Here is a 20,154-nt window from a genome sequence, read left to right as displayed (position 1 = left end):
TTCATTGTAATAAAGGAAATATAAATTCTTAATATCGGAAGGAGGAAGTCCCTGGTACTGCGGGGGATTTCCCCACCGTACTAGGGATAACCAAATATGAAAAATAAACTTATCTTACAGAAGGTTTATACAGTTAGTAGTAAACGGGGTAAACCTCGATTATGGCTTCAGCATATTGTAAACGAGACGGCTAATTTTAAACCGGGTACCACTCTTTATATTCATGTAGATGAATATAATAAAACGATTACTGTTCAAAATTGTCCCTACGATAATGGAGACAATGTTCACGAAGTGAGTGTCTCCTCACGGGTTAATAGAGTGAGCGGGCAGCCGCGTCCTTTAGTTGATGCAAGTGGAGAAAAATTCTCTACGGTGCTATGTATCCAAGATAAAATTGAAATCAGTGTTTATCGAAATGGTGATTATGGACAAGTGATTGTGCGCCCGCTTCGTTTTCGATTATTCGAAACAGAAACCTTTGAATCTCCTGCAGATGAGAGACTCCGTCTGATTTCCATCTGTGCTGGGAGCGGGCTTGGCTCATCTCTATTTGTGGATACATCCTATTACACAGCAACGATGGAGGTTGAGATCGAAGAGGATAGTGCAAGCGTTTTGAAACATAATCTTCCATATAGTTTTTTGATTAATTCGGATTTACGTGATGTTAATTTAGTCGCAAAAGGAGATGTAGCATTTGTCACGTTAGATTGTTCAGAATTTTCGTCACTAGGTGATTTGGACCAAGGGTATTTTGACAATTTAATTTTGGGGACATATAAAATTCTAAAAGCTGCAGAACCGCGCGTTATCTTTTATGAAAATGTTCCTCAGTTTTACCAATCGTCGACCTATTATGACCTACAACAGCTATTGTCGCATGACTTTCCTTATCATGTCGGTCCAATCCGGTTAGAAAGTCATGCATTCGGTAGCATAGCACGTCGAGATCGTTCATATGCGGTATCTTTTAGGGACAAGGAAGACTTTGATCTCTTTAGAATTCCTAAGCCACCAGCAATACGCCATAAGCGTCTAAAAGAATTCTTAGACCCGGCGTCAACTGTTCACGTGTGGAAGTCACTTGATAAATGGATGAATAGTTTTAAATCTAAAGCAGAAAAGAATAATTCGTGGTCAGAGAGGAATATCGAGAAGACGTTTGTTAGTGAAGAGGCTACTGAATTTCAGTGCATTCCACGCCGTTATCGTTCACAATCAGCGAGCAATTCTTATGTGCTAAGCAAGGACCAAAAGAGTTGGCGTTTTCTTACGGTAAGTGAGTTGCGTCGTATTTTTTCGATTCCTGAGTGGTTTGAATTTCCTTCTCATATTCCTTTATATCGAATCTATGAAATGATTGGTCAGAGTGTTTGTGGCCGAGTTATCAAAAGTTTTGCTAACGAAATAGCTTCGGTATTTTTCAGGAGACATGCTTTAGAGGGATCAAAACAGGGGTTAAATAATGATTATATGAAGTTATCTTTGGACCAGACTGGTCAGATTGGTTTTGTTATTTCGTAAGTGTGAAACTATCAACTATATAAAAGGCTCCTGGGTTATAAGCCCAAGGAGCCTTTTTTACATATGTAAGAGGAATGCTTCACGGGCGTGAGGATGTTCTAGATCTTCCTCTGTTAACGGTCGCATATTTTTCGTTAGTCGTTGCTGACTCGTCGATTCTATTTCACGAACGATTTTCTCAACTAATTCTTCTTGTGCAGCATGTCGACTTTTAATTCTTTCACGAACGCATTGATCGTAAAACGTTACGGTTTGTCGAATACGTAAGTTTAATTGATCAAGTGATGTTTTAAGATCTTTTTCATCTTCGGCTGTATATTCTTTATCCGATGCAGCGTAGTTTTCTTTTATGGCTTTAATTATGTATCCGGACAAGCTGCCAATTTCTGCGTTTTGTTTCTTTTCATATACATATTTAATATTTGCTCGAATATGGTTTTCGCCATGATTAGTGAGGAGCTCGTTTGCTGTTTTCTTATTTATCTCAAAGCGGCCAAGTAAATCGTAAACAGTTTCGCTATCTATGTATTCTGAATCATTAATTCCTATTCGCGGTGCACGATTGTTTTTATAAATGTGAAAGGTAACGCCAACAACTTTGTTTCCATTTTTTATTTCTTCAATGGTGAAACGAATGTCAGTTTTTTCTTCGAGCTCACGCTGCGCATTTAGTAGTATTCGATTTTTTAAATGACTGTAAAGTGTATATTTACCGTCTTCAATTTCTAATTTTTCTTTCAACTCAGCAAGCGTAGAAAATTTTCTTTTACCTAATGGCAGATACTGCTTGAGTAGCTTATATAGTTTCGAAGAATAAAAACTTTTAAGATACAATACGTTCCATAACTTATAATTGGTAAAATTATTTTTTAACTGAAGGAGGTAAGGGCCTAGTAACTGAGAAAATTCTAACTCAATAATCCCTTTTCCGTGATAGTAACGAGATGCTGAAAGCCAGTTTGCTTTAAGTGTTGAATTACTAGCCTGGTCTTCAATGATAACTTGCTTATGCTGCAACCTATCGATTATATCTCTAACCCGTTTGTAAAAGTTCTTTTCGGTGAGATCCAGTTTCTCCGCAATCTTTTTCACACTGAAAAAACAAGTACGGAAATGTGTGTCTTCTGGATTGATACGTGAAGCTAATATATATATTAACCGTTCTTCATATAGATCAAGATTGGTACGTGCTTCAATAAGTGCGTTGGATTCCGTTACGATATAGTGGTCGGCAATGCGATCGGTTTCAAAATCTAATTCAATTTCTAATTGATCCATGAGGCTGCCTCCACTCTCTTAATAATAGATTCATATAAAACTATATGGCACTTTACGTTTGATTTCTACTCCTTTTCGTGTGGCAGTAAAAATCTAGAAAATACATGAGAAATGCCACACGTAAGGGAGTTATTATTGGGTTAATACTGAACCTGAGAGCATTTTAAGCGTATTTCGGTTCAAATTTGAGAAATTATAGAAGTGCCACACGTAAGGGCATTATCATTTTATCGTTAAATGATCTGCCACACATAAGGGAGTGTTATTCTCTTTGTCTAATATTACACTACCTTGTTAATTATTAAAGCCATAAACATCTTTTTATATTTATATAGTTTTCTTTTTTTTGGTTTTGTATTTTTATTGTTTAAATCTGTTTTAGGAAGCAGGAATCCTATATGAATATTAACCTCGTTAACTGCTAGTGCCACATGAAAGGGAGTCATATGCCACATCAAAGGGAGTAGGCTATCACAAAAGCGGGAGTGGACCTGCCACACTGAAGGGTGTGGATAGTCACAAAGAAGGGAGTAGACTGCCACGCGAAAGGGAGTTCAGTGAAAACGTCTAATGTATAATTCAAAAGTGGTATTAATACTCCCGTTCGTGTGGCATTTCTCTTATTAAAGATAAAATACTCCCGTTTATGTGGCATTTCCTATTATTCCTATTGTCATAAACCGAGTCATCAAGGTATAATTTACCTATTACGAAATTGATTTTCTATTCTTTGCCGTCTCTTATTCGGCAAAGAAGGGTAGCTATCTTATAGCATATATAAGGGCAATTACAAGAAGGTATGTAGAAGCAGACGGGATCCGTGTGCTTTTTTTCATACCTTCTTTTTTTTATGCCCATTTTCAAGGAAGGAATTGGAATGAAAAAGTATATGTTTGTTGACCAAAAGCAAAAGGTAGCAGTTGAAAAACGGCTTAAGGATTATAACAATCTAACGGCGGATATTTGGGATTATTTAGAGGAGGCAGGCTTTCTTTTTCATGGTACGGTTCGTGATTGGAGTGCTATTTTCTTTCAGGAAACCTATTATGTTCTGCACCATTTTATTAAAGACCAGCCTCAAATGGAATGTATTCTAGCAAATAGTGGAATGAGATGGGAAATGATATTTGAGCGTAAATCCAATGCGGGAGCGCTTTTTTCTTTCCTTGAGCAAATAGGTTTTGATATGTACATTCCTGTACAAGCCATGATTGATGCCATTCTCGATGATGGGGAAGATTGGCATTATCAGAGTCCAAAACATAAATTTCAAATGTACTGTTTCCATAGTTCTTGCTCGTTGCATATTGAGGTATACATGCAGAACTTAATACCTCCTTATGGAGCAAATCGTGAACCGCAGCCTTATCCTGAAGATCGTTGCCAACCTTTTTTAGATTTTAACGTCTTCACTTTGGAGAAGGGTAAGATGGGCCGAGCGAGGGTAACGGAAGGTGAGACATTAGATATTTTGGAGGCGCTAGATGAGGATCTACTGGAAGAAACACGTAAGCGGATTAAGAAGATTTATGATGAGAATACAAGAATCGGTTTACTTAATAGTGGAGGCAAAGATAGCCGGACAGTTACACAACTAATGCTGGAACATGCCATTAAAAATCCCGATTCTACGAAGAAGATCATGGTTATTAGTGCGGATACCTTGGTTGAAAATCCAGGTGTGACATCGCTCATACATGATCTGAAGAACGCTCTAGCTGAGGCGCTGCCATGGGTGGAATACCACATTGTTGAGCCAAGAGAAGATAATACACTTCTCGTATGTATAATCGGCAAAGGGTATCAGGCTCCGTCAGTTACCTTTAAATATTGCGTTCGTCGTCTGAAGATTGAGCCGGCACGTGAGTTTCTAGAAGCAGTCTTTTTAGCCGTAGGGGTCGAGGACACTTGCTTGGTTATGGGAAGTCGTGACAATGAAAGTGGTAATCGAAAGCGCAGCCTGCAGAAATACTTCGGGGATGATTTCTATGGACATCATCCAGTTGGAGCCATTCGAACGGCAAGTCCGATTCGTGATTGGACCAGTCAGGAAGTTGTGACCTATCTTGCATTCAACAGAGCACCATGGAGCCGTTACGGTGCACGAAACACGGAGTTGTTAGCTTTTTATGGAGCTGCTGCCGGCAGTGAATGCCCATTAGGGGCTGCCGTCGTAAACGACAATGAAGCTATGATGCAATGTGGAAAAAGCGCAAGAACCGGGTGTTATCTTTGTACAATCTCAAGTGATCGGAGCATGGGTAATTTACTTTCATCCTTTCCAGAATACGAAAAGTATTATCGATTTCGCGGTATCCTCAAAGCGATTGGACAAGACATTCGCTACGGGGGAATGGTAGGACTTCAGAGAGTAGGTATCTCAAAGATAGGAAGCGGGATAGGTGATTTAACGATAGATAGTCGTTCTCATCTTCTTGAAGCCATGATCAAGCTTGGAATTGAATGGCGGCACAGCGAAATCCGTACTGCTTATCAAATGGTGCTTCAACGTGAAACGATTGAGGGCTTTCCAGTTACAAGACGTTTCCGAGAGGCAATATATACGATGTTAGGCATAACAGGTGTATTTCGTGGACTGTCTTTTCATCCGATTTTTGATCCTTATGGAACGGGTGTTGATCAATTCACCGAGGAAGATGAAGTTGCAGTCCAGCGGATTTTGGAAGAGAAAAATAAATTCATGGTTAAAGCCTAGGAGATTATATGTTGAATCCAAAGAGTATTTCACAGTTCATTCATAACGAGAGAGCACATATAAAAATGCTCATCCAAAAAGGCGTATACTCAAACGAGTTTGCTCTCGGTCAATTAGCTGGACTTATAAATCTAGCAGCTGCCGGAAACCTTAACGGGATTATTGAGGACATTAAGATCGACATCTACAATCTCGTAAATGACCAATTATTCGGAAGTAATCAAGTAGGAAATGGAGATTCTGAAAAAAATGCGATCATTCACTATGAATCTTCATACATGACGCAACTAAGGGATGCATGGTCTCCAGATGGTAATACTGCTGGGGATAAAACGCATTGATCTGAGGATGTACTTGTTTAGATAGGGTAGTTAATGGAGTCAAATGGAGAGTTCAATTAACTCAGATCAGGTTTTGTAATAGATACCATAGTTACTCCCGGCCAGGCGGGGCGGATCTAAAAATTCCCCGCCTGGAAGCAGCGTCTATGGAGGTAATACTAATATGTCAGAACAAAGAGAATTCACATTGTTCGATTATTTTGCAGATACAAAAAAAGGTAGTACAGAGATAGTTAACGTTCTTAATAACAATCAGGTAACTACTGTCGGCGGAGGTAGGAGAGCATTCTCCTACGACGTTGGTGCAGAATTGAAAGGTGCGCGTAAGCACTTAGCTGCAATAACAAAGTTTAGCGATGAATGGTACGCAGAGCTCGAACTTGATCCGACGCGGGCATATGAAGCGATTAGCAAGGAAGAACTACTTGGCGAATTTTCACCGACAATTCTTCGAGATCTTGGGTACAGCTCAGAAGCCGCATATGCAGTGAAAATGATGTGGGATCGTGTAGTACAGCGTCCAGTAGACGATCCAAAGCAACGGGAATACTTCGTTCAAGCTATACAACAGCTTAAGGAAGTTTTTTCTAAATCATTCACAGAGAGTGATTTTCGGTGTGCTTATGATCAGCTGAGAAAGCAATTTGATAAAGGATATTGGTCGATGAATAAGAGGGAGTTAGATAAAAATCCAGAACTGCTTAAATTTCGATTTTGGCTCTCCCTTGGTACCAAGTTCAAATACACGTTTTTCGGTAAAAACAGAAAAGAAGCAGGATTCCTTCAATTGTTTAAAAAGGCATTCGATTCTGAGGAAGGAAAGGATTGGAAGTGGGCCGAGCCCAAATCAAAAGCATCAACTAAAAAAGTCAGCAAAGAACGCTGGGAGCGAAGGATACCAGAAGAAGTGGTTCGATTATCTCTTGAACCATCAGGTGTCAACAAACCTGAAGACCTGATAGAACATTATGGGTATCGTGGGGTGCAATTCGGAAAGTGGGTTGATGATGCAGCTGGGCGTTACCATGTACTATGCTGCGGCGATGCACATTCGGATCTTGCAAAAGTTCTTGAAATTCCACGTATGTCACTTAGTTTCTATGGTCGGCTTGGCATTGCTTTCGGAGCTAGAGGAAGTGGTTCAGCGTCCGCTCATTACGAGCCTGACCAAAATGTATTCAATTTTACCAAACATCGAGGTGGTGGATCTAAAGCTCATGAATGGGCTCATGCACTGGACTTCAATCTTTACTCTTTATCACATGGTTTCACGAACGGGAAGCGGGCACCATTGTCTGGAAACAGTGCAGGTGATAAAATACCTCTTTCAGTCTCCAGAGCCTTTAAGCGGCTAATGAAGTCGCTTAAAGAAGGTGATGGGTTCTTGGAGGTGATAGTGCCTGATCAAATACCGCAGCCTTCTGGACGTTACAAGTCTGGTGTGCTGAGAAGCCTTGAGAGAAACGATTATGATGTTACAAAGGCGCTAGGTGCATTGAAAGGTACGTACCGCCTTTCGACTAAACAATGGTATGAGGTGGGTTTTACATACTGCCAAATGCTTCATGATTTGGGTAGAGAAGTACCATCTGTATTCTATGTCCCAACAGATTCAAGTGCATTTTATCTTGATGCAATATCTCGTGGTGCCTACTGGCGCCGAGATCATGAGTTATTCGCCCGCGCCTTTGAAGCATGGATCGAGGATGAGCTGTTCGAACGTGGTCTAACCAACTCTTATTTGGTATGTGGGACCCGCTTTAGTGGTCCATATCCTCAAGGTGGAGAGAGAGTAGCCATCAATGATGCTTTTCGAGATTGGTGGCGAGTCTTACTTGATACCGGCCTCCTCCATGACGAGCAACTATGGACAAATCATACATATCTGCCGATAAATAGGGTGGAGGGGTCTCATGGATAATATAGATCGTACTCTGGAGGCTATTGAACGTACGCGACAAGAGATGATAGAAGCAAGCGATCAGTATGGATTGTCTTCCATAGAGGTACTTAAGATATCGCAAGAATTAGATATATTGCTCAATAACTATCAGAACAATAAGGCGTCTAATTTTCGGATCACCTATAGATAATGTTTAAGACTGCTCCTAATGGAGCAGTCTTTTTTATTTTATGATGATTCAGGAACACATCTATTATTTACTAAGATGAATCTTTAAATCTTAAATATTGTCTTTATTAGTTATTACGTGCTGCTTAAATTGTATTTATTCGTTATCAAATTTTGATGGGGAGGGATCAATATTTGATAGAGGAGGGGATCATATTTTGATAAGTGGAATTCGCCTATCAAGTTTTGACACACCCCTATCAGAATTTGATGGGCGAATTAACTGTGGATAAATCACCTATCAGGTTTTGATAGGCACCGCCTTTCAAAAATTGAAGAGCCGGGTTTCAATTTTTGATATAGGGATATCAAATTTTTTAGGGCAGGGTATCATTTATTGACGGTCATATGAGTGAATTAGTCAAACTTTGTTTTAAGTCTACATCTAAAACAAAGATTGATAATATTTCCTATACACTTTCCGCTATAAATCAAATCTTATTGTAGACTAGAAAAATATAGTATTAGACTGATGGCGCTTTATTAAACTAACAGCAGGATAATTTAACAAAATGTGGAATTAATATATTATTGAATTGAATACACTGTTGTTTGTGTTGGGGGGATTTATGGTTGAGAAATAGATCAAGAAATGAAAAAATAAAGCTGGTTGGTGTTTTTATTGGTTTGATTTTAATATCGATATTTGCATTCTATTTGTTAGCAGTTTTATTAGTACCTGAAGGGGATGAGGGAATGATAGTAGTGATTTCACTAGTTATTTCTCTTCAAATCTCTTTTATCACAGCTTACGTAATCACGAATTCAAAAAAATGACACTTCAGTTAAAAGGGTAACTCATGGATTAAATGGTTCATGAATTGAAGAGCATTGAATTAGATAATCCATTCCCGTGTAGAGTGATCGGATTTCTTTAGTTCTTTAAAGAGTACGAGAACTTCGAGAAAGCTCGACTACTCAGACTGACGATGCTTCTAACCGGCAGTGCAACAAATGCCTCATTCAAATCGTATACATTATGTGGGAAAAGTGGTACATAATATTACGCGTAGCGATGTTAGGACTGTATCTTATTTATGAAGGTTACTCGACTTATACTTTTACTGCCAGAAGTCCTGACGGTAGTATGGGGATTTATAAGTTTGTTCACCTCTTCATTCCAGCGACAGACTTTCACTTACATGCATATGGAATCTCCTTTTTCTTAGCAGGGGTTTTAATAACATTAACTCCTTTTATTCGTATAAAATTAAAAAGCAAAAAAGGATAAATTGAACTACGATGGTTACATGGGCGGATGAAAGAATGAAGCGGCAGCCTCGTTGAACGGGCAATTTAACGCAACAAAACTTCCGTCGAACCGTCTTTATGTTGCTCTTTGTATTCGCAATTATGGCGGTAGGTTGCGTTTCAAATAAGTACAATCTACTGCCGCTTGGTTCCGTTACATACTATAAGGAATATGAGAACACATCGACTGGAGGAGTTATTATTAATTATTTATACTTATTAGGTTTCTTCATCCTTTCTCTCATTACAGTTTTGATATTTTTTATATTTTGTTTCAAACTTTTTGTTTCCCTTATCAAAAAGAAGACATTTCCCAAAAAACTGTTAATTGCTACTCTCATAGGTATTGGTATCGTTTCAACACAAGTGGTATACAATACATACTTTTTTACATTCGATAATCTTGAAGGTGAATTTTATAAAGGACCTGTGGAATCCCCGACCGACAAATATACTGCTAATGCATATTATAAAACTTATGGAGGCGCCGCTGGTGGGGTTAATTTATGGGTAGAAATTACTTATCATGAAGATAACAAAACGAAGATTGTTTATCATAGTAACGCGAATAGTAACTTTTCTATGGAATGGAAAGATGAGAATACTCTATATATTGTAAATGAAGAACCAGAGTTCCCCAATTCAAATAGAAGTGTTAAATTGAACGTTGAAAAAGAGACTTATTTCGATGGAGGATTGGTTTGGAGGATAATCAACAATCAACATTGATTAAGGGACATTGAGCAGAATGGTGACAAATTTAATAAATAAATTAATGTAGACACGCATATATCGGAGATTGGTGATGCATTTACCATCGTCGACCCCAGAGCTACCGGTTTGAAATTCGGTAGCTTTTTGTTTTGAATTTCGGATCATTGTGAATCAGCATTACAAAGAAACCTTGGGTGTAGGCACACCGTCGTCGATCATTTAGAAATCCGCGTCGAGCCAATCTCACTACTTCTGAAAGAACATTTATTGTTAACAAAATATTATTGTTAACATTGGTGTTAACAGTGTTAACAGTGTTAACATTTTCTACATTGTGTGAGGTGCATGAACTCAATCACCGGCGGAATATCGTGATCATCACACGGCCACCAAAGCGACTACCTAGAAAGCGATCACCTAATCTTGATCCGCGGACGGCGAGAGCCATGGTGACAAGCAGCAGGGGGTGTCGGAGCGCCGAACGATCATTCATGGCAAGAGAGCGAGGCAATGAAATGGAATCTTCGTTTGGTACGTATGATGGTAATAATAAAAAGGACCCTCGAATGTATTACTCGCTCGAGAGTCTTTTTTTATTAACTAGTGCTTTCAATTTTTATTCCAGTAAAATTAGTATCAACAGTACGAAGTGCATCAGTAATAAGATTACAGTATCTAGATTCAAGCCATTCTTTAACGTGTTTATGTGGTGCATAAATTGTATATATTCCATCTCGTTTTATAGCAAAGGTACCTTTTAACCAGGTATCGAATGAAGGTTTTGAGATCTTTGTTTTGACTTCCTCAATGAAATCTGACCAGAGCTGCTTGTCTACATCTGTGACATCTTGGTGTAGAAGCTGCTTTTTGATCTGCATTTGCTTCTCGGCCTCGAAAAGAGAGAGTTGCTGTGGCTTGCGCTGAATTCTACCTTTATCGATCAATTCATTGTAAAGATCATTATAATTGACGGAAGTGTCCAACTCTAAATCTTCCTTTTCACAGGTTTCCAAAAGGTGAGAAATGTATCGGTCATGATCGACTTGCAAAACCAATGGCATTTGCTCATAGAGTTCATGTGAAAGGAAAGGGACTTTCTTTCGAACTTTAAATAAAGGACTTTCATCGGTATTGTTCTTGTCTGCATTTTGCACATTGAAGTGATATACAAAGCCATACTCTTCGAGAATAGCCAGATATTTTTTAACAGTATTACGACTTTTATTCATTTTTAAGGCTATTAACTCGAGATTTGGCCAACATATATCTTTAGTTCCATAGCAATAACGTAAGAGATGACCAAATAATGCGATCCCCTCAGCAGAGAGGAAGTGACTCCAATAATCAAACATATAGTTATTGATGATGGTAAGGTGGCCATCAACGTAAGGAATATTCTGTCCATGTCTATCTAGAGAAAATTTTTGAACGTCTTCTTCTTTAAAGTAGATTCTTTCAAGTTCTTCCTCATAATATGGAATTTGTTTTCCATGAGCTATTTTTGTTTTTGGTGTACGGTTTCCTGTAGGCCGGCTACGATAGTAAAGAAGCTTCGAAGATCCACCTTTTAAATTTTTCTTATCAGACATAAAAAACTCCCTCGACGACGCCCCATAAATGGCAATACTCAAGAGAGAATAGACGCTTTATTTTTCATTATCGCTATGCTACAATGAGCACAATGATACTGTGAATAAAGCTTCTACTCCTGAATCATTCAATGTCTCAACGCTTGGCGGCCGGAGGACAATGAATGTGACCTGGTAGGGGCTTTTTCTTATTTTATTATGTAATTTTGATTGATTAATAGGGCTGATTGATCCCCAGACTGACAATAAAACATACAATATACTTGTGATGTCGAACTCCTTTTTTGGAAAAAGTAAGACAAAACCCGACAAGCACGCAAGTAAAATATAGCACTTCTGATTGAACTGGTAAAGAACGAAAATGACAATAATCCACATATGTTGTGAAATGAATTAATATTCGGTCATTCAAAAAATAGAGAAACTTAGATATTCAATGGACGAACCATCAGTAAATATCGCATGTTTTCAATCGCATAAAAGCGTATATCATTTCGCTCTGTACTTTACCAATCTACTGTTTGGATGCTATAATTTAGACATTCTAGTAAGACTAATTTTCTTCGCCGATCCTGATTCAGCGAAGATGGGGAAGCCAACAGGCTAGTAAGCAAACAATGGACGTTTAAAAGACATACGCTATCAGTATGTCTTTTTTTGCATCCATAAACGAGACGCATTCATATGAATGCGTCTTTTTTTGATTTTAGAAGATTAGGAGGCTTATTCATCTATTCATGATTAAAACGCAAGAAGTTGGAGGAATTTCAAAACTTATTTTTGGAGGAATGGAAAATGGGCAGAAATCAAAATAATAACGGTCAAAAGGACTCCTTGGCGGGGAATCAAGAGACGTTTATTTTGAACAAAGCTTTGGAATTGCGGAATCTAGCACATCATCATATTTTAGATGTGTATGATACGGTACCAAAACATTACCACAAGCATATTCGCCTGTTATCAAAGAAAGAAAAAATCTATGAATGGGAGTTTGAATTGAATTTCTCACAAAGAGATAAGGGTTTGTATTCTTATAATGGAAAAACCTATGTCGAGATTTTTCGACCTTATTTCGATGTAGAGGGCAGAATCAATGAAATGATAGACGTTCACGTGAGGTACGGTGCATCCTATGAACTCGATACGTACGCAGAGCAGATCGGGCCTGTATGGGTAATGATTTGTTCGTTTAACGGCTTGAATAAAAATGGGCAGCCGTTTAAGACAAAGGAGCGTGCCATCATTGCTTTTGGTGGTTCTGGAGTCGATGCGGCGTACCCGATCGAGAATGCCTCCACAAGTGCAATAGGTCGAGCACTGTCTCACGGTGGATATGGCAACATTGGTTCTGGATTGTCATCATTTGAAGAGAATTATATTGAGAACTCTAAGAGAAAAGCGTTGGAAGAACTGAAGCCAGCTTCCACCGATCAAAGTTCGGATAACGGAACGCAGGGAGGAAAACAGCAACCAGAACGGACTGGAAGCTGCCCTCAGAGCGGAGAAACATCCCGCTCCAATAACCAGTCTCATAGCCAACAAGTTCCTCAGGAAAATCCAAGACAATCTTCAACTGGAAAACGAACTTCCGCAGCTGAAGATGAAAAAAATGCAATGAGAGAGAAGAATCAGATTGTAGGTCGTCTAATGGAAATGAGCATGCGTATTAACTCTTTTCATTTAAAAGAACTTGTGCAATCTTGGTTAAATATAAGTTGGAACGGTCGATTCAACTCTCTTGATCTAAATCAATTGCGTATAGTCGAGGAAAATTGGAAGAAAGAAAATCAAAATCAAGCATCGTAGATATAGGAGGCAGAGGCATGAAGCTTCGAAGAACAAAGCACGAGGGATGGTATGAAATTATGTCGGCATGTATTGTGTGCGGACAAAGTGGGTGGTGCAGAATTAATAAAGAACAAACCACGGTCCACTGCATGCGAGTAGTGTCAGACGATTTCTTTGATTCCACAATTGGGAGGCAGTACCGGCACTATCTTGATCCGCAGGCTGCTCCCAAGACAAGGATTGAGATAGAAGTTAATCGTGCTGTCGACAAGAAGCCGAATTATCATCTTAATCGCGTCTATCGTGCCTTAACGAAGGAGCTACCGCTTTCTACACAGCATGCCCAACATTTACGAAATGATCGTAATATGCAGGATGAAGCAATCAGATTGCGTGAATATCGAACCATGCCAGGTCCAGAACGATACAAGGTTGCTAAACAAGTAATAAGTCGCTTAGGCGAACAGAGCGATCTTTTAGGCGTTCCAGGATTTTTCTGCGTAGAAGGATCTTATGGTCCATATTGGACCATGGGTGGCTCTCAGGGGCTTATGATTCCGTTTCGTTCGATAAAAAACGAGATTACAGGTTGGCAGATTCGAGTTGATAAGCCTTTTCTAGAGCTGCATATGGAGGGGGCTATCAAGGGAGAAATTTTAGAAGAAGTGAGCCCAGATGAAAATGGGAAGCGCAGAGCAAAATGCAAGCTTTTCATTCAGGATAAAGTTATGGAGGTCATTATCACAGAGAAGGACAAGAAGGAATGTTACTCCAAATCCAAACAATTTGTTTTTAGTATTGTTTTAAAGCCGGGAAACCGCTACTGGTGGTGGAGCAGCGGCGATAAGTTGAATGGATCATCAATCGGTGGCCCACTACCTATACATCTCGCTTTACCTTATCCATGTCTGAAAATGTGGTCAGTAGGTGAAACCCCAGAAACAATGATCAGTTGTGATGAGGTTTGGGTAACTGAGGGGCCTATTAAGGCAGATAAGGCAGCTGACGCGCTTGTTAAGCCTGTATTTGGTATTCCAGGTGTTGGAGCTTTTTCTCTACTGCTTGAACCGCTAAAGCAGCTCGGATGTAAACATGTTGTTTTTGCTTACGACGCGGATGTGGTAAACACACCTGAGGTTGAGATGGCTTTGGAACAATGTATCGAATTTTTTGCGAAAAATACGGAAATGACATTGAGTCTTGCAATGTGGGACATTTCACAAGGTAAGGGAATCGATGATCTTACGGATGCTGGCTTCATTCCTCAAGTAGCAAAAATATTAGATTGAAGATTTGCTCGTAGCCAGCAAAATAGTTTCAAGAAATACCATCGGAGAAAAAAATTATTCATTGGAGGATATTTTAATGTTGAATCGTGTAGTTCTAATTGGTAGATTGACTAAAGATCCAGATCTTCGCTATACTCCTGCAGGCGTTGCAGTCACACAATTTACGTTAGCGGTAGATCGACCGTTTACGAGTGGCGGTCAAGGCGAGAAAGAAGCGGATTTCATTCCAGTTGTAACGTGGCGTCAACTGGCCGAGACATGCGCCAACTACTTGCGCAAAGGCCGCTTAACAGCAGTAGAAGGTCGCATTCAAGTGCGGAATTATGAGAACAACGAAGGCAAACGAGTCTACGTTACGGAAGTTATCGCTGATAATGTTCGGTTCTTGGAGTCCAATCGTGAACGTGGTGGAGGATCGCAAGAAGAAGGTGGCAGCTACAGCGGGGGAACAAGCAATAGTAGCGGATCTTTCGGAGGCAACAACACTTCTCAAAGCGGAGGTGGCAACCGACCATCTGGTAATAACACACGTAACGACAGCCGTGATCCGTTCCAGGACGACGGACGTCCGATTGATATATCAGAGGATGATTTGCCATTTTAAAGAGTAAATCTGTATTCAATAGACGGTTATGAAAGAACATATGATTATTAGTTCAAGTCTTTCGTATTAAAATGCTTTATCAGTGCCCTGCATGGGGGTGAAGAAACAGCCCCCCATGCGAAAGGGTCTGATAAGGAGTAAATTTATGAATGTTGCTATGTACTTCTGCGAGTGCGGTGAATCATATTTGTCGGATACACCATATAAGGCGGTGCGCTGTCTTGAATGTCAAAGCGTGCTTAAGATTGAAAATAAACCGACGCTTAAGCAATTATCCATGTTTGGAAAAGAGCAACTTAAGCAGCTTTGGGATTTGTTTGAGAAGGTTACTTACGATCCATCTACCGAAGGGATTACCGAAAGGTTTTTGGTATGGCAATCTACAACAAATAGATTTGTAATATGGCTTTGGTTCGGTGAGAAACTGGGTAAAGATTTTATTGACCTGCCTGGAAAAATAGTTTGGGAGTCAAATGGCATTCTAATTTGCGATGAGTGTGATTGCGGTGAAATAGTTTCTGCAGGGCAAGAATGCTATAGCAATCATTCAAATGGAAAGGTTCTATGTGCGAATTGTGGAAAAAGGAAGATGAGCGATTTGTGGCTTTTCTTGGGGTATAGCAATCCCTGGATTAATCAAGCCGACGATCCTTTTTTTAACAGCATGAGCTTCCATCTCTGCAATACCGTTGAAGAACTGATCGGAAACATTCAAAAGGTAAGATGGAATCTAGGGAAATCGTTTGTTTACAAGAATCTAGCATTTATCAACCAAGTTGATGGTGGCGATGAATGGCTAACGATTAAGGATTATTGTGCTATTGATAGTATTTCATTTAAAGCAGTCCGACCATCCTTTATTAAATCGCTTCTTAAACGTGAAATTGCACATGAAAGCAGACCAGATTACCTTAATCCTGTTATTCAAGCCCTCTTGTAATAGATTTTAGGTATCTGTGCTTTTAAAACCCTCTCAGGAGCGTGCCATTAACTATGAGCCCCTTCTAAGGGGGGCAAAGGGGAGCGATTAGATGGAAGATGTATCTTTTATAGTGCATTGTAAGGATTGTGGAATGCCTGAATGGCACGGGAATGAAGAGAGTGATATGGTTAGTAGTCATTGTAAATGCGAGGACAAGCGAGTTAAGTGCGATTGTTGTGAGCATTCATTTTTGCCGAAAGATATGTCTCTTCATTGTATGTACCTTTCTCTTTGTAAAATTTGCAACGATTTAGAGTCGAATGTGATGGATAATATGGCAATTGCTATAATCAAGGCGAATACCAGTCACGCGTTTTCTATGCTTTGCGTGGAGATATTTGGTGATAAGCTACAGCTTACCATGCGTTCGTATCATATGGGGCTCAGTGTTATATTTCCAGCTATGACCAAGAAGGAAATTGTAGGGAAATGGATGGAGTTACCTTTAGGATATACTACTGAGGTAACGGATCAGCTTTATAATTCTGCATTCCTTCGACTGAAACCAGACTATCTTCTTGATGAGGAAATAGTTCGTTACAAAAAGGATTGGATTGATTCAAAACGGAGTACCTTTAGTACTTAGTCGAGGAAAAATTCTGGATTAATAAAGTGAGCCGGCGGATGCAACCGCTGGCTCTTTCATTTTATGGCTATTGATAGAATGAATATTAACCTGCTATAATATAGGTATTACTAACTACTTTTTATTGTCACTGCCGTCAACTATTCGGCTAGTGAAGGAGCGTCCGGCAGCGGACAACAACACATTAAGGCATAATACTGCCTCGGAGAATTGATTGGGACATACCCTCGGTATGTTTTTTTCTATTTTCCGGGGCTTTTTTTGTGCCAAAAAACAGGGAGGAAATAAGAATGACAGCAACAAAGGAGAAACAACTTGCGGTAATCGCAACGGGGAATATGGCTTTTCAGGTGGAGAAGGACGAACTTCTCGATGCCCTTTTGCTTTGCGCGAAAGTAGTTCAGAGAACATCGGCCATTCCGTTGTTGTCTTGCATCAAATTCGACCTGAAAGGTGATACGCTATTCATCACCGCGATGGATATATCCCAAGCAGTGCTCCGTATGTTGAAAGTTTCTAACGATAATGGCATCGATGGTAGCTATCTACTCCCAGCACGGGAAGCAATCGATCTTGTCAGGAAATTGCCGGCCGGTGAAGTTTCGTTCGCACAGAATGACTCGATGGTCGCTATCTCATACGGGGTAAGAGGCAAGGCAAACCTGGCTGCCATGAATTCAGAGGAATACCCGGAGCTGCCAAAACTGTCAAATGCGGGTTTCATTTCGGTTCCGATCGAAATGTTGAAAAAAGGCGCACTTGCTTCCCGCTTCGCATTGACGGACGAGAAGACCCCAACGCTAACGGCTATCCATATTCACAACGAGAATGGGAGGCTGGCTTTTATGGGTACGGACAGGCATAGGATTTATCGGTATATTTCTGATATTGCAATTGATGAACCGGATAAGTTCCGAAACGCTATGCTACCCGCGCTACAGTTCAAGGGGATTGTTGATTCGATTAAAGCCCATAAAGTAGATGTGGCGGTCGATATTCAGCATTTAGTTATGCGGGATAAGAACACCATTTATTTTGGACGGTTACTCGATGGCAACTATCCTCAGATAGCCCAGATCTTCGCGAAGGTAAAAGAAGGAACAGCGGTACAGGTACCACGGGGAGAAATGGACGATACTTTGAATCGGATGCTATCTCTGGATGGCGTGGAGAACAACCGGATCACTCTAGAAGTTGATGACAACGGAGAATTGACGGTTCATTCTCATTCTCAAACGGGTGATATTTGCGAAGTGTTTCCAGGTTCCAAAGTAGATGAAGGATTCCCGACAATAAAATTCAACGCACGGTATCTGAAAGATGCGCTGCTAGTAGGGGACAGGGACGTCAAATCTGTTTCCTTGCGTACCGCGGGTATCGGGTATCCCGGATACATTGAGTTTGACGGTGATGACTCAGTTATTGTTGTGGTGAATCAGGTCAGGTAGTTAATTGGAAATCGATTGTGTTTCTCTGTCTATAGAATTGGAAATGAAGCAGGATCGTAAAAGAGTTTTGGCTAAGCACTTAAGAAAACGACACTCTATTTATAGGTCTGTCTGTTTCTAATGAGTTGATGCGTGAATGAAGAGCTATTCGTCTCGACGATGGCTCTTTTTCTATTACATTGAGGAGGTATTTTAAATGAGAACAGACAACATGAAGGGGATGTTTGACCGTGTTCTTCGAAATAAAGTTAGGATGGGGAATTTCGAAACAACCGATCAAGATATGATTTGTGTACGCAGTTTGTTTCAATTCCCGCAAGCTTCTTTTTCCGTCGCAGATTTTTGTGCCGGAAGTGGACGAGCGCTTGAAATTCTCACTGAGGATTCCTCTGCCATATCTTTCGGAATAGAGCCTAACGAAGAGAAGTACATGGAGCTCCGTTCGCGGATCCCCCATGCTTTATACGGTGGTTACGAGGAATGTAGGATAAGCAGGGATAGTTTTCGATTAATGTATCTGAATCCTCCATATGATTCAGACAGCGAAACGGTCGATTCTAAAGTGGAGCGCAAAGAGAAGCGATTCTTACGGCATCTTTTGATGTATGTAGCTGTAGACGGGATTCTGGTTTACAACATTCCTCGCCGGCGAATGACATCGGATATCGTTAAAATGCTTGTGGCCAACTTAGACGACATTCGGGTTTATGAATCTCATGACGACACGTACCATCAAGTTTATGCGATAGGTAGGAAGCGTAAGGAGAAATTTCTTAATTTGAACGAAGTTGAAAGAATCTTGGCGCTTATGGAAGAGGGCAGCAATTTAGACAAGCTGCCGTTACTTGAGGAGCCAATCTATAAAGTCCATCCAGGGAACACAACACCTAAATTGTTTCGATCTAGTCGGATGGACGTTGACAAGGTAAGTGAGGTGGTACTATCTTCAACACTCACTAAACGTGGGATGGAGTGGTCAACTCCTAGAAAGCCAGCTCTGAAGCTACAACCGCTATTACCGGATAAGGAAATGCACCGCGTACTACGGATGGCTAGTGGGCGATTAAACGGTAAGGTTGGCCGAGGGGATCAACTTCATGTTCTGAAAGGCATTGTGAAGAAGGAGATCATCATTGATATCCAAGAAACGGATCACGAGACCATAACCACCGAAACAGAGGTTTTCCGTATCTTTTTCAAAATAGTTGATCGGAACGGTACCATACGACGACTCGAGAATTAACATCAGATAGAAGCTGGAGGTAATTGGTATGAAACATATGGAATTCAAACATAAGGATATTAATGTTAGGGTGCACACGTCACTCATCGTCACTCGCTTGAATGATAAACAGCAGCATGAGCTTGTATATGCGAATGTCATTGATATTGACTCTCGAGTTCAAGCTGTTTTTGCTCAATTTCATCATTCAAGAAAAGCGAGCGACGTATCGTTTTGGATAAGTCACGCACCGCGAATAGGTGAGAAGGATTATGACCGTTCTTATATGAGCATCTTCCCGAAAGGTAAATACAAACACCAATCCCAACGGGAAAATGAGACCTTTGTAACTGGTCTTGTAGCCAGTGAGAAAGTTCTATCACGGCAGCCTGAAGGATATGTGATTTTCGCTTGGGATGGGAACATCCAAGAGAAGCTCTTCTGGGCGATCGAGGCGTACTATGAGACACCGATGCTACAGGAGTGGACGTCCTTCCTTTTTAACCAACTTGTGAGGGACGGGCATCTTGTTCAATTGGTTATTCATGATTATACAGGAGAATATCCGGCGTTAGTGGCTTATGAATTGCTTGCAGGCGAAGACGTGCTGGATGGTTATATTTCTTATGGACTACGATTCAGTGCTATCGAATTGACTGAAGACGCAGAAGTGATGGAGGTAATATAA

General features: G+C 40.2%; 17 protein-coding genes. 15 read left to right on the top strand and 2 right to left on the bottom strand.

What is annotated here, in order from left to right:
* Positions 1-96: 96 nt before the first annotated feature.
* Positions 97-1,527 carry a DNA cytosine methyltransferase gene (locus BK120_RS22890; protein ID WP_076269825.1) on the top strand — a complete coding sequence of 477 codons (1,431 nt, stop codon included), beginning with the start codon at positions 97-99 and terminating at the stop codon, positions 1,525-1,527.
* 57 nt (positions 1,528-1,584) lie between these two features.
* Here the strand turns inward: BK120_RS22890 and BK120_RS22885 are convergent, their stop codons facing one another.
* Positions 1,585-2,805 carry a replication initiation protein gene (locus tag BK120_RS22885; RefSeq protein WP_076269824.1) on the bottom strand — a complete coding sequence of 407 codons (1,221 nt, stop codon included), beginning with the start codon at positions 2,803-2,805 and terminating at the stop codon, positions 1,585-1,587.
* A gap of 877 nt (positions 2,806-3,682) precedes the next feature.
* Here BK120_RS22885 and BK120_RS22880 point away from each other — a divergent pair.
* The 6 genes from BK120_RS22880 (at position 3,683) to BK120_RS22855 (ending at position 9,973) form a co-directional block, all read left to right on the top strand.
* Entirely contained in the window at positions 3,683-5,521 is a 1,839-nt protein-coding gene (locus BK120_RS22880) for a phosphoadenosine phosphosulfate reductase domain-containing protein (RefSeq protein ID WP_076269823.1), read from the top strand.
* Positions 5,522-5,529: 8 nt separating this feature from the next.
* The gene (locus tag BK120_RS22875) at positions 5,530-5,862 is read left to right on the top strand and encodes a hypothetical protein (RefSeq protein WP_076269822.1); all 333 of its coding nucleotides are present in this window, start codon (positions 5,530-5,532) and stop codon (positions 5,860-5,862) included.
* 163 nt (positions 5,863-6,025) lie between these two features.
* The gene (locus tag BK120_RS22870) at positions 6,026-7,783 is read left to right on the top strand and encodes an LPD1 domain-containing protein (protein ID WP_076269821.1); all 1,758 of its coding nucleotides are present in this window, start codon (positions 6,026-6,028) and stop codon (positions 7,781-7,783) included.
* Entirely contained in the window at positions 7,776-7,955 is a 180-nt protein-coding gene (locus BK120_RS22865; RefSeq protein WP_076269820.1) for an aspartyl-phosphate phosphatase Spo0E family protein, read from the top strand. Before BK120_RS22870 ends, BK120_RS22865 begins: the two co-directional genes overlap by 8 nt.
* 611 nt (positions 7,956-8,566) lie before the next feature.
* Positions 8,567-8,770, top strand: a complete 204-nt coding sequence (locus BK120_RS22860; protein ID WP_076269819.1) for a hypothetical protein — start codon at positions 8,567-8,569, stop codon at positions 8,768-8,770.
* A 552-nt stretch (positions 8,771-9,322) separates the two neighbouring features.
* On the top strand, positions 9,323-9,973 hold the full coding sequence (locus BK120_RS22855; RefSeq protein ID WP_256710991.1) for a DUF5412 family protein: 651 nt from the start codon (positions 9,323-9,325) through the stop codon (positions 9,971-9,973).
* Positions 9,974-10,554: 581 nt separating this feature from the next.
* Here the strand turns inward: BK120_RS22855 and BK120_RS22850 are convergent.
* The gene (locus BK120_RS22850; protein ID WP_076269818.1) at positions 10,555-11,547 is read right to left on the bottom strand and encodes a helix-turn-helix domain-containing protein; all 993 of its coding nucleotides are present in this window, start codon (positions 11,545-11,547) and stop codon (positions 10,555-10,557) included.
* A 795-nt stretch (positions 11,548-12,342) separates the two neighbouring features.
* Between BK120_RS22850 and BK120_RS22845 the strand changes: the two genes are divergently transcribed.
* The 8 genes from BK120_RS22845 to BK120_RS22810 all read left to right on the top strand — a co-directional run bounded on the left by BK120_RS22845 (position 12,343) and on the right by BK120_RS22810 (position 20,154).
* A complete protein-coding gene (locus BK120_RS22845) occupies positions 12,343-13,353 on the top strand; it encodes a hypothetical protein (RefSeq protein WP_076269988.1) in 1,011 nt (336 codons plus the stop codon).
* Between the two features lie 17 nt (positions 13,354-13,370).
* Complete coding sequence (locus BK120_RS22840; protein WP_076269817.1) at positions 13,371-14,624, top strand: toprim domain-containing protein; 1,254 nt, start codon at positions 13,371-13,373, stop codon at positions 14,622-14,624.
* Positions 14,625-14,700: 76 nt separating this feature from the next.
* Complete coding sequence (gene ssb / locus BK120_RS22835; RefSeq protein ID WP_076269816.1) at positions 14,701-15,228, top strand: single-stranded DNA-binding protein; 528 nt, start codon at positions 14,701-14,703, stop codon at positions 15,226-15,228.
* A gap of 145 nt (positions 15,229-15,373) precedes the next feature.
* Positions 15,374-16,168 (top strand): hypothetical protein, encoded by a 795-nt coding sequence (locus BK120_RS22830; RefSeq protein ID WP_076269815.1) that lies wholly within the window; start codon positions 15,374-15,376, stop codon positions 16,166-16,168.
* A gap of 91 nt (positions 16,169-16,259) precedes the next feature.
* Positions 16,260-16,796: a hypothetical protein gene (locus BK120_RS22825; RefSeq protein WP_076269814.1), complete on the top strand. Its 537-nt coding sequence runs from the start codon at positions 16,260-16,262 to the stop codon at positions 16,794-16,796.
* A 290-nt stretch (positions 16,797-17,086) separates the two neighbouring features.
* Complete coding sequence (locus BK120_RS22820; RefSeq protein WP_076269813.1) at positions 17,087-18,244, top strand: DNA polymerase III subunit beta; 1,158 nt, start codon at positions 17,087-17,089, stop codon at positions 18,242-18,244.
* Between the two features lie 196 nt (positions 18,245-18,440).
* Positions 18,441-19,487 carry a DUF6094 domain-containing protein gene (locus BK120_RS22815; RefSeq protein ID WP_076269812.1) on the top strand — a complete coding sequence of 349 codons (1,047 nt, stop codon included), beginning with the start codon at positions 18,441-18,443 and terminating at the stop codon, positions 19,485-19,487.
* Positions 19,488-19,515: 28 nt separating this feature from the next.
* Positions 19,516-20,154: a hypothetical protein gene (locus BK120_RS22810; RefSeq protein WP_076269811.1), complete on the top strand. Its 639-nt coding sequence runs from the start codon at positions 19,516-19,518 to the stop codon at positions 20,152-20,154.

Origin of the sequence: Paenibacillus sp. FSL A5-0031 (genome assembly GCF_001956295.1) — a bacterium.
GTDB lineage: Bacteria > Bacillota > Bacilli > Paenibacillales > Paenibacillaceae > Pristimantibacillus.
This window is presented reverse-complemented; position numbering and strand designations above follow the sequence as displayed.